At 66.3% G+C, this 14,643-nt stretch carries 10 protein-coding genes and 2 tRNA genes; 2 read left to right on the top strand and 10 right to left on the bottom strand.

Annotation, left to right across the window (positions count from 1 at the left end):
* Positions 1-19: 19 nt before the first annotated feature.
* The gene (locus ACZYZ4_RS14725; protein WP_463862057.1) at positions 20-1,522 is read right to left on the bottom strand and encodes a dihydrolipoyl dehydrogenase family protein; all 1,503 of its coding nucleotides are present in this window, start codon (positions 1,520-1,522) and stop codon (positions 20-22) included.
* A 193-nt stretch (positions 1,523-1,715) separates the two neighbouring features.
* Positions 1,716-1,789, bottom strand: a tRNA-Arg gene (locus ACZYZ4_RS14730).
* Positions 1,790-2,064: 275 nt separating this feature from the next.
* On the opposite strand from ACZYZ4_RS14730, the gene ACZYZ4_RS14735 reads away from it, so the two are divergent.
* Entirely contained in the window at positions 2,065-3,891 is a 1,827-nt protein-coding gene (locus ACZYZ4_RS14735; RefSeq protein ID WP_463862059.1) for a phosphoenolpyruvate carboxykinase (GTP), read from the top strand.
* A 202-nt stretch (positions 3,892-4,093) separates the two neighbouring features.
* On the opposite strand, the gene ACZYZ4_RS14740 is transcribed toward ACZYZ4_RS14735, so the two are convergent.
* From ACZYZ4_RS14740 to ACZYZ4_RS14755, 4 genes are all read right to left on the bottom strand, one after another.
* Positions 4,094-5,254 carry a globin domain-containing protein gene (locus ACZYZ4_RS14740; RefSeq protein ID WP_463862061.1) on the bottom strand — a complete coding sequence of 387 codons (1,161 nt, stop codon included), beginning with the start codon at positions 5,252-5,254 and terminating at the stop codon, positions 4,094-4,096.
* Between the two features lie 139 nt (positions 5,255-5,393).
* A complete protein-coding gene (locus ACZYZ4_RS14745) occupies positions 5,394-5,843 on the bottom strand; it encodes an RrF2 family transcriptional regulator (RefSeq protein ID WP_463862063.1) in 450 nt (149 codons plus the stop codon).
* 17 nt (positions 5,844-5,860) lie between these two features.
* Positions 5,861-6,370 carry a hypothetical protein gene (locus tag ACZYZ4_RS14750; RefSeq protein WP_463862065.1) on the bottom strand — a complete coding sequence of 170 codons (510 nt, stop codon included), beginning with the start codon at positions 6,368-6,370 and terminating at the stop codon, positions 5,861-5,863.
* A complete protein-coding gene (locus ACZYZ4_RS14755) occupies positions 6,357-7,775 on the bottom strand; it encodes a phosphomannomutase/phosphoglucomutase (RefSeq protein WP_463862067.1) in 1,419 nt (472 codons plus the stop codon). Before ACZYZ4_RS14755 ends, ACZYZ4_RS14750 begins: the two co-directional genes overlap by 14 nt.
* A gap of 115 nt (positions 7,776-7,890) precedes the next feature.
* Here ACZYZ4_RS14755 and ACZYZ4_RS14760 point away from each other — a divergent pair, with 115 nt between their 5' ends.
* Entirely contained in the window at positions 7,891-10,071 is a 2,181-nt protein-coding gene (locus ACZYZ4_RS14760; RefSeq protein WP_463862069.1) for a RecQ family ATP-dependent DNA helicase, read from the top strand.
* Here ACZYZ4_RS14760 and ACZYZ4_RS14765 read toward each other — a convergent pair.
* The 4 genes from ACZYZ4_RS14765 to ACZYZ4_RS14780 form a co-directional block, all read right to left on the bottom strand.
* Positions 9,995-11,524: an MFS transporter gene (locus ACZYZ4_RS14765; protein WP_463862071.1), complete on the bottom strand. Its 1,530-nt coding sequence runs from the start codon at positions 11,522-11,524 to the stop codon at positions 9,995-9,997. The two genes, ACZYZ4_RS14760 and ACZYZ4_RS14765, sit on opposite strands and share 77 nt — an antisense overlap.
* A gap of 106 nt (positions 11,525-11,630) precedes the next feature.
* Positions 11,631-11,718: transfer RNA gene (locus tag ACZYZ4_RS14770), tRNA-Ser, on the bottom strand.
* 140 nt (positions 11,719-11,858) lie between these two features.
* Positions 11,859-12,371 (bottom strand): GNAT family N-acetyltransferase, encoded by a 513-nt coding sequence (locus ACZYZ4_RS14775; RefSeq protein ID WP_463862073.1) that lies wholly within the window; start codon positions 12,369-12,371, stop codon positions 11,859-11,861.
* Complete coding sequence (locus ACZYZ4_RS14780; protein ID WP_463862075.1) at positions 12,368-14,623, bottom strand: prolyl oligopeptidase family serine peptidase; 2,256 nt, start codon at positions 14,621-14,623, stop codon at positions 12,368-12,370. The genes ACZYZ4_RS14775 and ACZYZ4_RS14780 overlap by 4 nt, the downstream gene beginning before the upstream one ends.
* Between the last annotated feature and the right edge of the window lie 20 nt (positions 14,624-14,643).

Below are 14,643 nucleotides of genomic sequence, written 5' to 3' on the forward strand. Positions count from 1 at the left end.
CGGACACTTGCGGCCCCTCCTACAAGCCGTACTTCTCCAGGAGCCGCAGCCACACCTCGCTGACGGTGGGAAACGACGGCACCGCATGCCACAGCCGCTCCAGCGGGACCTCGCCCACCACGGCGATGGTGGCGGCGTGCAGCAGCTCACCCACGTCCGGGCCGGCGAAAGTGGCGCCCAGCAGGACCCGCCGGTCTTCGTCCACCACCAATTGCGCCCAGCCTTCGTAGTGTTCGGAGTGCAGGGACGAACCCGACACCTGGATAGGCAGCTCCACGGATGACACGTTGTAGCCGTCCTGTTTCGCCTGCTCCACCGTGCGCCCCACGGCCGCCAGCTCGGGATCCGTGAACACCACGTTGGGCACGGCGTGCTGGTTGGCGGTCTGTGCGTACGGGCTCCAGGCCTTTGGGGCGCCGCGGAGCTCGCCCTTGGCGCGGGCCGCGATGGCGTCGCCCGTAGCGCGGGCCTCGTACTTGCCCTGGTGCGTGAAAAAGTTCCTGCCGGCGGCGTCACCAACAGCGTAGAGCCAGGGCTCCTCGCTCTTCTCGTCCAGTGTGTCAGGGACGCCCGGGGAGCGCCGGACGCCCTGGACTAGGCCAGTGGAGTCGGTGGTGAGTTTCAGCGGCTCCCCGTCCTGTCCCTCGAAGCCCAGGCTTTCCAGCCCAAGTCCTTCAAGGGCGGGATGCCGGCCTGTTGAAACGAGGACCTTGTCGGCAGTGACAGTGGTTCGGCCCGGCGATTGGTCCTGCAGCGTCAGGGTGAACGTGCCGTCGTCGTTTTCCCGGACACTTTCGGTGGACGTGTTGAGGCGGACCGCCACGCCGTCCGCGCGCAGCCCCGCTGCCACAACTTTGGTGGCCTCTGCAGGGAACGTGCCCAGCAGTCTGCTCCTGGCCACGAGCGTCACGTCCGAGCCCAGGCGTGCAAATGCCTGAGCCAACTCGGTGCCCGCTACGCCCCCGCCGATCACAGCCAGGCGCTCCGGCACCTCCTTGGCCGAGGTGGCTTCGCGGGTGCCCCAGACCTGCAGATCCGCCAGCCCGTCGATGGGAGGTGCGGTTGGTGTGGAGCCGGTGGCCAGTACGACGGCGTGACGCGCCTCGAGCTCGTAAGTGTTGCCGTCCAGCCCGGCTACTTCAACGGTGCGCGGCGCGGTGATCCAGCCGTGGCCACGGATCAGCTCAATACCAGTGTCCTCCAGCCACTTCACCTGGCTGTCGTCCTGCCAGTTGGCGGTGAAATAGTCCCTGCGCTTAAGGACTGCCGCTGCATCCAGTGTCAGGGTGACGGCTTCTACTGCGCCGGGTACCGACTGTGCGCCGTGCAGGGCGGTGCCGGGGCGGAGCAGGGCTTTGGAGGGCATGCAGGCCCAGTAGGAGCATTCGCCGCCAACCAGTTCGGCCTCAACAAGGACAGCCGTTAGGCCGCCCTGGACCACGCGGTCGGCGACGTTTTCCCCCACGGCGCCGGCGCCGATCACAATGACATCGAATTCACGTTGCAGCGTTTCAGGCGTCATTCGTCCAGCCTACGCCCGCCTCGCGGGAGGCGGGGAGCGCCGCCGTCGTCAATTAGGTGGCGACAGAACTGCGTAACTTTTGACCATGTAGGGCCGGCTCACCCGCGCGAATCCAAGGGAAGCGCGGGGTTTGGCGGCATTGCGCTTAATGACAAAAGGCCCGCATCGGCGAACCGATACGGGCCTTTCTCTGTGCGCCCAGAGGGATTCGAACCCCCGGCCTTCTGTTCCGTAGACAGACGCTCTATCCAGCTGAGCTATGGGCGCATCTTGTGTTTCGCGGAGTTTCTTGCTCCCCGAACCTCGAATTACTTTACGCGAGGGTGGCCCGGAGTACCAAATCGAGGAGCATGTAATCTACCTGACTAGACCGGTCTAGGTGACCTTCGTCACTTAATGTTAGCCTTTTATGCGCGGTTTCCTTGAATTTGCGCGGTTTTCGTCTCTAGCGCTCACGAACGTGCACGGTTGGCCCGGCTTGGGGCCCTTGGGTGGCCAATAGCATTTAGTCCACACCGATGAACCCGAGGAAGGGAACCGCAATGGGCGATCTCGCACGACTGCCGCTGCTTGAGAAAGCACCCACCACGCATGCTGGCCTGCTGGCATGGGTCGAAGAGGTTGCTGAACTCACTCAGCCCGACCGGATCCACTGGGTTGACGGGTCCGAACAGGAAAACACGCGTCTTACGGATGAACTCGTCGCAGCAGGAACGCTGACGCGCCTGAACCAGGAGCTCTTCCCCAACTCTTTCGCTGCATTCTCTGATCCCGCGGACGTAGCACGCGTCGAAGAGCAGACCTTCATCTGCTCCGAGAAGAAGCACGACGCCGGCTTCACCAACAACTGGATGGCCCCGGCCGAGATGAAACAGAAGCTGCGCGGACTGTTCGCCGGCTCCATGCGCGGCCGCACCATGTACGTGATCCCGTTCGTCATGGGCCACCTGGATGCCGAGGATCCCAAGTTCGGCGTCGAGATCACCGACAGCGCCTACGTTGTTGCCTCGATGCGCATCATGGCCCGCATCGGCACCGACGTGCTGAACCGCATCACCGAGACCAACGCGTTCTTCGTCCCGGCCCTGCACTCACTGGGTGCGCCGCTCGAGGCCGGCCAGGCCGACGTGCCGTGGCCGTGCAATCCGGACAAGTGGATCGTGCACTTCCCCGAGGAGCGCTCCATCTGGTCCTACGGCTCTGGCTACGGCGGAAACGCGCTGCTGGGCAAGAAGTGCTACGCCCTGCGTATCGCCTCCGTGATGGCCCGCGACGAAGGCTGGTTGGCTGAGCACATGCTCATCCTGAAGCTGACGTCCCCGGAGCAGAAGACGTACTACGTCTCGGCTGCCTTCCCGTCCGCCTGCGGCAAGACCAACCTTGCGCTGCTCGATCCCACCATCGAAGGCTGGAAGGTGGAGACACTGGGTGACGACATCACCTGGATGCGCTTCGGCAAGGAAGGCGAGCTCCGCGCCGTCAACCCCGAGGCCGGCCTCTTCGGCGTCGCTCCCGGCACCGGCTGGGGCACCAACCCCAACGCCATGCGTGCCATTGCCAAGGGCAACAGCATCTTCACCAACGTTGCACTGACCGACGACGGCGGCGTGTGGTGGGAGGGCATGACGGACGAAGTGCCCGCGCACCTTACCGACTGGCGCGGTGACAGCTGGACGCCGGATTCGGACGTGCCCGCTGCCCACCCGAACTCCCGCTTCTGCACGCCGATCGACCAGATCGACATGCTGGCGGAGGAGTACAACAGCCCGGAGGGTGTGGAGCTCTCCGCCATCCTGTTCGGCGGACGCCGCAAGACCACCATCCCGCTGGTCACGCAGTCCCGCAGCTGGTCCAACGGCATCTTCATGGGTTCCACCCTGTCTTCAGAAACCACCGCTGCTGCGGCCGGTGCGGTGGGAGTGGTCCGCCGCGACCCCATGGCCATGCTGCCCTTCATCGGCTACGACGCCGGTGACTACCTGAATCACTGGGTGAACCTGTCCGCGAAGGGCAACCCGGAGCGCCTGCCCAAGATCTTCCTGGTTAACTGGTTCCGCCGCACGGTCGAGGGTGGCTTCGCCTGGCCTGGCTTCGGCGACAACGCCCGCGTCCTCAAGTGGGCCATCGAGCGCCTGGAAGGCAAGGCAGACGCCGTCGAGACCCCCATCGGTTTTGTTCCCACCGGCGAATCCATCGACCTCAAGGGCCTGGACATGACGCCCGCACAGGTCGAGGAAGCTGTCCGCGTTGACCCGGCCGAGTGGGCCACCGAGCTCGCGTCCATCGAGGAGTGGTACGCCAGGTTCGGCGATTCCCTCCCCGAGGCGCTGCAGTCCGAGCTTGCCGGCCTGAAGTCCCGCCTGGGCTAGTCCCCACTGCCTCCCCAATCTCGCAAGCTCGAGTGGGGCCCCTCGGCAGCGTGGGCCCAGCCGGAAGCTCCCATAAAAACGACGGCGGTCCCGCACCTTTTGCAAGAAAGGTGCGGGACCGCCGTTGTTTTCTCATCGACTGCTCCGTACCTGCCCTTTTGAGCTGTCAGTAGGGCCAGGTGGGAACAATCGATGAATGCTTTTAGCTAGCCAGCCAGATGTCCGGTCCGAACACCTCGTAGTGGATCCTCGTGGCCGGGATGCCAGCGTTGATGGCCTCGTTGCGGATGTGCTTCATAAACGGCAGCGGGCCGCAGAGGTACAACGACGCGTTGGCCGGCAGGTCCACTTCGCGCAGGGACATAAAGCCCGCCTTGGCGCCTGGTTCGGGCTGCTCGAGCCACAGCTGGAGGTCGGCACCCGCTAGGCGTTCGACGTCGTCCGTCATCTGGGAGCGCAGCGCCCAGGACTCCAGATCGCTTTCCGCGTGCAGGACCAGGACCTGGCGGTCCGAGCCGGCGTCCGCGAGGGAGCGCAGGATGGACGCGGTCGGCGTGCAGCCAATGCCGGCGGAGGCCAGGACCACCGGGCCCTCGCCTTCCTTGAGGGTGATCTCGCCGTAGGGGTTGGAGAGTTCCAGGATGTCACCGACTCCGACGCCGCGGTGCAGCACCGGGGACACCTCGCCGTCGTCGTCCAGCTTGGTGGTGAAGGTGCGGCCCGTGCCTGCGTCATCGGACAGGGAGTACTGGCGGACTTGGCGGAGCCCGTCCGGGAGTTGCACCTTCACGCTGACGTACTGGCCGGGCAGCGCGGGGGTGACGGGGGTGTCGTCCGCGGGTTCAAGGGTGAAGGTCATGGCGCCGGTGCCCGCAAAAGTCTTGGCGGCGACCCGCCACGGGGTCCACATTTTGTCGTTCGCCTGGATGGCGTAGAGGCCCTTTTCAATCTTGATCAGGGCATCGGCCATCAGCCAGTAGACCTCGGTCCAGGCCTCGGCGATCTCCGGGGTGATGACTTCGGCCAAGTCCTCCGCGATGGCCGCGAAGAGGTGCTCGTAGACCACCTGGTACTGGGGCTCAGTGATGCCGAGCGATGCGTGCCGGTGGGCGATGCGGGAAAGCACGGTTTCGGGGACCGTGCCCGGGTTGTTGACCAGGTGCGTGGCGAAAGCGGCGATGCTTCCGGCCAACGCCTGCTGCTGGTTGCCCGAGCGCTGGTTGGAGCGGCTGAACAGGCCATCCAGCAGTTCCGGGTGGGCAGCGAACAGCCGTGCATAGAACTTGGGAGTGATGGCGCCGATCCGCCAACCGACGAGCGGCAGCGTGGCCTCAATGACGGGGCGGGATTTGTCCGAGAGCATGTGTACTCCTGCGATAGGGACCGGGCTTTCGTCCGGTCAATGTGAATACTTACATTTGAAATGCGTATATTCGTACCCCAAGTTCTACACCTCGTAGAAGTTGGAATCAAATTGGCGGGGATGTGGGCGCGGCTCCGGGCTACAGGCCGGGGCGCAGGCCGATCATCTGGAAGACGGGTGCCATCTGCCGCGAGCCGGGAAGGTCGGCCACAACCACGGCATCAAGTTCCCGGTAAAACGCTTCACGGGCGCGGGCCAGCGCGGCACGAAGCCTGCATTCATGGATCAGCGGGCAGTCACCGCCCGGAGCGACACAGTCGGCGGCGTCCGTCCGGGTGTCCAGGTCCCGCAGGACCTGGCCCGCCGTTGCCCGGCGGCCAGCCGGGCTCAGCCGGGACCCTCCGCTCCTGCCACGTTCTACCTCGATCAGGCCCAGGGTCCGCAGCCTGGCCATCGCCTTGCTGACGTGGTTGTACGGCGTGCCCACAGCATCGGCGATGTTCTGCGTGGTGAGGAGGGTGGCCCCAGGCGCGGCGGCCAGAACCATTAGCGCCCGGAGGCTGACGTCTGCGAAGGCGTTGATTTTCATGGCAACCGGGGTGTGGTCTAGTCCACCCAGACGGTGGGTTCGCTGGTGTCAGCGGCGAGCTGGCCAAACTCCCATTCGTGGGTCCCGGTGTTGGCGGCGTAGGGGAGGACCGCGGCGAAAACGGAGCCGTCGCGGTGCTCAGCAGCTACATGGATGGCATCTGTTTCTTCCTCGACCAAGAGGATGTCGCAGACAATGGCGGCCGCCCGGAAATCAGCACGGTTCTGCCGGAGCAGTTCGGTGAGGTCGCTGATCATCGAGTCCGCGTCGAAGTCACCGTCAGAGCCGTCCTGGGCATCAGCCGGTGTGACGGCCACCAGGCGGACTTCGCCGTCGTTCTCCACCACGAGTGCGAACGGCAGGAAGCCGCCGTTTCGCTCGAGCTGTTCCTGGGCCGCGCCGACGCCTGTGCCCAGCAGGTTTTCCAGATCCGTGGCTGAGGCCTCCGGAACGGAGTCCCGCCACGAAGCCACCGCAGCCGGGCCGTCCGTGGCTTCGTGGGCCAGCTCCGGCTTAGCGCCGGACATTGGACAATACGCGGTCGCGGACGCTTTCCATCATGGCCCGGTCCGTTGCCTCCACGTTCAGCCGAAGGAAAGGCTCCGTGTTGGACGGGCGCAGGTTGAACCAGAAGCTGCCGTCATTTGCCGTGAACGTGCTGCCGTCCATGGTATCCACAGTGATGTCCTCGGCGGCGAAGTCGGTGCGGACGCGCTCAACGGCGCCGGCCTTGTCCTCGATTTCGGAGTTGATCTCACCGGAGGAGACATACGGCTCGTACTCGCGGCCGAGCTCGGACAGCGGTCCGTCCTGCTCGCCGAGGGCAGCGAGCACGTGCATTGCTGCGAGCATCCCGGTGTCTGCGTTCCAGAAGTCGCGGAAGTAGAAGTGGGCAGAGTGCTCGCCGCCGAACACGGCACCTTCCTCGGCCATGACTGCCTTGATGAACGAGTGGCCCACCCGCGTGCGGACGGCGCGGCCGCCGTCGTGCACTACCAGTTCCGGCACTGCACGGGAGGTGAGTAGATTGTGGATGACGGTGGGCGTTGCCTCGCCCTGCGCCTGGGCGCGGGCAATTTCGCGGCGGGCCACCATGCCGGTGATGGCCGACGGCGACACGGGCTCACCCTTTTCGTCGATGACGAAGCAGCGGTCGGCGTCGCCGTCGAATGCCAGGCCGATATCGGCGCCGTGCTCAACGACGGCGGCCTGCAGGTCGCGGAGGTTCTCCGGCTCGAGAGGGTTGGCCGGGTGGTTCGGGAAGGAGCCGTCCAGCTCGAAGTAGAGGGGGATGATCTCGAACGGCAGCTTGGGCAGGAGGGCGTCGCCGAGTACCGCCGGGGTGGTGAGGCCGGCCATGCCGTTGCCGGCGTCCACCACTACCTTGAGCGGCCGGGATCCGGAGAGGTCCACCAACTGGCGGAGGTACTCGGAGTAGTCCTTGAGGACGTCGTGGACGCCGATCAGGCCGCGGACGGGGGCCGCCGGGATAGAGCCTCCGTTGAGGTACTGCTCGGCGAGGGCCTGGATCTCTTTGAGGCCTGATTCGGAGGAGATGGGCTGCGCGCCGGCCTTCGACATTTTGATGCCGTTGTATTCGGCAGGGTTGTGGCTGGCGGTGAACGTGGCGCCGGCGGCATTGAGGGAACCGCAGGCGTAGTAGAGCTCATCCGTGGAGATCAGGTCAAGGAGCTTGACGTCGGCACCGCGGGTGGCCGCGCCGTCAGCGAAAGCCTTGGCGAACTCGGGGGAAGAGGGGCGCATGTCGCCGCCTATCAGGACCGTCTGGCCCTCCAGTTCCAGGACGTCGACGAACGCAGCGCCCACGGCTTCGACGATTTCAGCGGTGATGGATTCGCCCACGATGCCCCGGACGTCGTAGGCCTTGAAGGATGCCGAGAGGTCGAAAGTCTTTGTCTGTTCGCTAGTCACGGGTCTTATCTTACGTGGACCCGCGGATCTTACGTGGACCCGCGGACCTTCCCGGTTGTCCACATACGGAGGTCCCGGCTTTATGGGTGTCGGTGGGGGCTGGGATACTGAATCAATGGTCGATACCCAGAACGCCGCCCTTCTTTCCGCTTCCCCTGACTCACCGTCCGCTACAAAAAGCCAGGCGTTGGAGGTTCTCCGCGAACTCGTGGGGCATCCGTCGGCGGATTTCCATGACGGACAGTTTGAGGCGATTGAAGCGCTGGTCGACGGCGGCCGGCGGGCCTTGGTGGTCCAGCGCACCGGCTGGGGAAAATCGGCGGTGTACTTTGTGGCGTCCCTGCTGCTCCGGCGCCGCGGGGCCGGCCCTACCTTGATCGTTTCGCCGTTGCTCGCCCTGATGCGGGACCAGGTGGCTGCTGCTGCCCGCGCCGGAGTGCGTGCCGTAGCCATCAACTCGGCGAACCAGCTTGAATGGGACACCGTCCGGGAACAGCTCGCCGCCGATGAAGTCGACGTGCTGCTGGTTTCGCCGGAACGGCTCACCAACCCTTCGTTCCGCGAGAACCAGCTGCCGGAGCTCATCCGGCGGACGGGCCTGCTGGTTATTGACGAGGCCCACTGTATTTCCGACTGGGGCCACGACTTCCGGCCGGATTACCGCAGGATCGCGGACCTCATCACGCAGCTGCCGGAGTCCGTACCTGTCCTGGCCACCACCGCCACGGCCAACTCGCGCGTGGTCCACGACATCGAGGAACAGCTGGGCGCGGGTGTCCTCACCATCCGCGGCACCCTTGGCCGGGATTCCCTGCGGCTGGGTGTTCTGACCCTGCCGAATTCCCGCGAACGGCTGGGCTGGCTCCTGACGCACTTGGCCGATCTGCCCGGCAGCGGCATCATCTACACGCTCACGGTCTCCGCCGCGGAGGACACTGCCCGGCTTCTCGCCGAAGCCGGGCACACAGTGCAGGCCTACACCGGCAGGACTGATCCCGCGGACCGGGAGCGCGCAGAGCAGATGCTCAAAAACAACCAGGTCAAGGCACTGGTGGCCACCTCGGCGCTCGGCATGGGCTTCGACAAACCGGACCTTGGCTTTGTGGTCCACCTTGGGGCACCGTCCTCCCCGGTGGCGTACTACCAGCAGGTGGGCCGCGCGGGCCGTGGCGCGGCGAACGCAGATGTCCTGTTGCTGCCGGGTTCTGAAGACCGGGATATCTGGCAGTACTTCGCCACCGCTTCCATGCCATCGGAGGAGAAAGCCACAGCGGTGCTGACGGCGTTGGCTGAGGCCGGCACTGCCGTGTCAACGGTTGCCTTGGAGGCCCGGGTTGACCTCCGCCGCACCCCGCTGGAGCTGCTGCTGAAGGTCCTGGCCGTGGATGGCGCCGTCGAACGTGTCGGCGGCGGGTGGCGTTCCACCGGCCAGCTCTGGATCTACGACGCCGAGCGCTACCGCCGGATCGCGGAGGCCAGGGTGGACGAGCAGGACTCCATGGTGATCTATCAGGACACCGCGGGTTGCCGGATGGAGTACATCACCTCGGTCCTCGACGACGAGACAGCGCACCCCTGCGGGCGGTGCGATAACTGCGCAGGCCGCTGGTTCCGCGCGGACATAGCCGCGGATGCCACGGCAGCGGCGGGTCAGACCCTCACCCGCGCCGGCGGTGTCCTGGAGGCACGGCTGCAGTGGCCCAGCGGCATGGACCGCCTGGGCGTTCCGGTTAAGGGCAAGATCAAGCCTGACGAAGGACTGGCGGACGGCCGCGTGCTGGCAAGACTCACTGATCTCGGCTGGGGCGGGGCGCTGCGGGAACTCTTCGCGGCCGGCGCCGCGGACCGTCCGGTGGATCCTGCCATGCTGCAGGCCTGTGTCCAGGTCCTGCGGGAATGGGCTACCGGTGACGGCCGGAACCCGGGCTGGAGCGGTGCAGGACGGCCTGCCGCGATCGTCAGCATGCCCTCCCGCAGCAAACCGGAGCTGGTCCGGTCCCTTGCCCAGGGAATTTCGGAAATCGGCAGGATCCCTTACCTCGGCGAGCTGGCACTGGGCCACGGCGGGCCCACGGGAAGCCGCGGCGGCAACAGCGCGTACCGGCTGGCCGGCGTTTGGGACCGTGTGGTGGTGGGTCCGGAGTTGAACGCTGCCATGGCGTCACTTCGCGGCCAGGGAGTGATGCTGATCGATGACCTAGTGGACAGCCGGTGGACCGTTACCGTGGCTGGACGTGCCTTGCGCCAGGCGGGGGCGGGGGCTGTTCTTCCGCTCGTGCTTGCCCAAGCCGGCTGATTTTTGGATCGCCGGATTGGTTGGCTTTCGGACCGCCAGGCCGGCTGACCTCGGCGCCGGCCTGCCGGTGCAGTGACAGGCTGTCCGCCGTACTGAAGAGCATCAGGACGGCCATGGTGAGAAAGGCTCCGCGGAAGGGTCCGGCGTGATCGGCGGGGAATGCCGCCACGCCGTCGAAAATCCGGATCAGCAGAGCGCCAACGGCGATGCCGGCGCCTGCGGCGAGCTGCACCAGGGTCGCCGACACGGAATTGGCGGATGTCAGCTGGGCGGGTGCGATGTCCGCGTACTGCACCGACGCATAGGCGGAGAAGCCGATGGAGCGGAAAGCCCCGCTGCAGATCAGCAACGCGAAGGTCAGGGCCTGGGGTGTGTCCGGAGTGAGCAGGGCGCACAGGGCGAAGGTCACCGCCGAGGCCAGGGAGCCGAAGACCAGCATGGCCCGGAAACCGAAACGTCGGATCAATGGTGTGGTGGCCGGCTTGATGCCAATGTTGCCGATGAACACGGCCGCCACCATGATTCCTGCGTGCAGCGGTGACCAGCCGAAGCCGGTCTGGAACATGAGCGGCAGGAGGAACGGCACCGACGAAATGGTCAGGCGGTAGGCAAACCCGCCCGTGGCCATGGCCCGGAATGTCCGGGTGGAAAAAACACTGAGGTCGAACAGCGGGTTTTTGGCCCGCCTCATCCACAACACGGCGGCCGCGAGGGCGCATACCCCTGTAGCGGCGCTCAATGCCGCCCATGGACCGTCGGGGTTGGCGGTGGCCAGCTCCAGGCCAACCACCAGGTCGCCCACGCCGATGGTGGTGAGGACCAGGCCCAGCCAGTCCAGCCGGCGAGTGCTGTCTCCTGCGCCGGCTGGAACCAGGCTGAGTGCGGCGAAGAAAGCGGCCGCGCCCAGTGGGAGATTGATGAGGAAGATCCAGTGCCATGACAGGTAGGTGGTCAAGGCGCCGCCCACCAGCGGCGCCAGGACGGGCGCCAGCAGCGCGGGCCACACCAGGAAGGCCGTGGCGCGCAGGAGCTCCGATTTGGGTGTGCCGCGCAGTACCAGGAGGGTGCCGACAGGGACCATCATGGCCCCGCCCGCACCCTGCAGGATCCGGCTCAGCGTCAGCGCGGTCAGGTCAGGGCTGACGGCGCAGGCCAATGAAGCGAGCGTGAAGAGGGCAATCGCGACGCAGAATACTTTGCGTGCCCCGACCCTTTCGGCAAGCCAGCCGCTGAGCGGGATGCCCATGGCCACGGTCATGAGGTAGGCCGTCATGGTGATGTTTACGTCGGCGGCTGGAACGCCAAAGTCGCTGGCGATGTTGGGGATCGCGGTGGTGAGGATGGTGCCGTCCAGGAACTCCATAAAGAACGTGGCGGCCACCAGTAGCGCCAGGCGGGGATTCCACGCCTGGCTTGAACTGGTTTCCGTCCCTGGGGCGTTGCGCGCTGCCATTCCACCATCCTGCCACCGCCGGCCCCGGTGAAGCCTCGTGCGTCCGCACCCCGGACCGTCAGCCCAGGGAACGCAAAAGGCCCCGGTCCAGGACCGGGGCCAAACGCGGAGACGGGGGGATTTGAACCCCCGGTGGAGTTGTGCCCCACACTTCATTAGCAGTGAAGCCCATTCGGCCGCTCTGGCACGTCTCCAATGGCTATTACTAGCCCACCAAGGATACGCAGAACGGGGCACGCAGTGCAAAACGGCCACCGAACGCATGTCTCAGCCCCGGCACACAACGTCCGGGGTCGCCGTGCCCGGCGCAAATACCTGCGCCAGAAGCGGATCACTAGGAGCGAATCATCCTGATTTCGTGAAGGTCTTCCCACTCGGCCACGCGGTCCTCGGCCCCGTCAGGAGAGAAGCCCAGCCGTTCGTAGAATCCGATGGCCTTGGCATTGCCTGCGGCCACCCAGAGACTGGCGGGCCCTGTACCGAGTGCGGCCTCAAGCAGCCTGCGTCCCAGACCGAGGCCCTGATGGGACTTCAGCAGATAGAGCCCCCACAGCTCCAGGCTCCCAGGAGCGGGCAGGTCCTCAGCAAGGTCCCCATGCGGCACTGCGCGGGTTGCGGAGAACCCCACCACTGAGCCGTCCACGTACGCAACCCACGCGGCCGGCTCTGGGGCAAGCAGCAGCTGACACCACATCGCCAGCCGGTCGGCCGGTTTCAGGGCAGCCAGGAAGGCGTCCGACATCAAGCCACGGTAGGTCTGCTGCCAGCACTGGGTGTGGACTTCGGCCAGTTCGACGGCGTACGCCGGTGTGGCCCGCCGGATGTCCACTCCGGCCGCTACGCTCATCCGCCTGCCAGCGTCCGCCACAGGAAGTGCTGGCTGCGGGCCTGCAGAGCGGCGGCCTGCCGGTTGTCCGAAGCTCCGGCGTGACCGCCTTCCAGCGCCTCGTGGAACCAGACATTCGGGATGCCCATCGCCTGCATCCGGGCAGCCATCTTGCGGGCCTGGACCGGTCCCACCCTGTCATCCGATGTGGCCGTCCAGATGAATGTTTCCGGGTACTCCACGCCGTCCTTGAGCAGGTGGTACGGCGAGAAGGTCCTGATGTACTCCCATTCCGCCGCCACGTCCGGGTCGCCGTATTCGGCGATCCAGGAGTGCCCGGCGGAGAGCCTGGTGTAGCGCCGCATGTCCAGCAGCGGAACGCCGCAGGAAACGGCCCCGAAAAGCTCCGGGTAACGCGTGAGCATGTTGCCCACCAGCAGCCCGCCGTTGGACCCGCCCACGCAGCCAAGCCGCTCGCGCGAAGTGACGCCGCGGTGGATGAGGTGCTGCGCCACGGCCGCGAAATCCTCGAAGGCGCGGTGGCGGTTTTCCTTGAGCGCGGCCCGGTGCCAGGACGGCCCGTACTCGCCGCCGCCCCGGATGTTGGCCACCACGTAGACACCGCCGCGGGAGTGCGGCGCCTCGCCCGCCCCGCAGGAGGTTGCGGTCCGCCGCTCCAGCCAAGCCCGGCCGACGGTTCCGCTGTACGCAGGGGTCCGGGAAACTTCAAAGCCGCCGTAGCCGGAGAGCTGCGTGGGGTTCTGCCCGTCCCGGACCAGATCCCGCGAGGCCACCTGGAAGTAGGGGACCCGCGTGCCGTCCGCGGACACGGCGAAGTGCTGCTGCACCTCGTACTGGTCGTCATCAAAGAACGACGGCGACGCCTTCACTTCCGCGTGACGGCTCACCACGCCGGCGGTCACCACACCAGGGGTCACCTCACCACTGCTCCCGGAACCAGCGCGCTCCAGCGTTCCGCGCATCAGTGTGCTGGGGGTGGTGAAACCGGTGGCGACCAGCCAGAAATCGTCGCCGGCACCGCCGTCGGCCGGTCCTTCGTCTTCATCGTCCACCGCGTAGGCGTTGACGTCGTGCAGCGGCGGGCAAGCATCCAGAAGCGACGAAGCCCAGGCACCGCCGCCGGTCGCGCCGCCGTCGGCCGCGGCGCCGGGTACGGAGGGATCCAGCACTCGGATTTCGGATGAGACGTCCCGCAAAAGGTTCAGCAGCAGGAAATTCCGGGTCCAGCTCCACGACTGCAGTGACGTGTGCGCGTCCGGGGCGAAAAGCACCAGGAGATCGCGCGCTCCGGCAAGGTAGTCCTCGAACTTCGCCGCGAGCAGCGAACCGGCGGGGTAGGTGGTGCCGTCCAGTGACCAGTCCTGTTGCGGCCGGAGCAGGAGCCACTCGCGGTGCGCGCTGAGGTTCACATCTGTCGGCGCGTCGATCTCGAGCCAGGCGTCCTCCCAGCGGATGAAGGTGCTGCGGTTGTAGAAGTCGATGTAGTCCACGGCGAACGTGCGCTCGAAGCCGGGGGTGGAGTCGTGAACCGCAATGGCCATCATGTGGTCCTCCGGCACCTCAAAAAGCCGGGCAGCCGAGGCCAGGGCTTCGCCGCGTCGCAGGGTGACGGCCGTCCGGGCGTAGGAGGAGGCGGTCCGCGGCAGGTTCCCGGCCGTGGAGGCGACCAGCAGCGTGTCCGCGTCCAGCCATGAGACGTTCCCCTTCGCCGTCGGCAGGTCAAAACCGCCGTCGGCCGGTTCAACAAAAGTGCGGGTCCCGACGTCGAACTCGCGGTAGCGGTGGGCGTCGCCGCCGTCGGGGGAGAGCGCCAGCAGCGCGAGGCGGTACGGTTCGCCGGCGGCGGGGCGCAGGAACGTGGCACCGTGGAACACCCACTCCTCACCTTCGGTGGCGGCGAGGGCATCCACATCCAGCAGGACATCCCAGTCGGGGGAGTCCGTCAGGTAGCTTTCCCAAGTGGTGCGGCGCCACAGCCCCTTCGGGTTCGCCTGGTCCTTCCAGAAGTTGTAGTACCACTCGCCGCGCTTGCCCACCATGGCGATCCGGTCCGTGGAGTCCAGCACCTCCAGGATGCTTCCTTCCAGGCCCGCGTAATCGGCGTCCTCCAGACGGTCCTCTGTGCGCGCGTTCTGTTCGCGGACCCAGGCCAGCGGCGCCTCGCCGTAGATTTCCTCCAGCCAGACGTTCTCATCAGTGGGTTCGGGGGCGGACGATGAACCGGGCGCTTGATCAGCTGCAGTGATGGTCATGCGCCCCATCCAAACAACAT

The sequence above is a fragment of the Pseudarthrobacter adonitolis genome, from assembly GCF_055412845.1.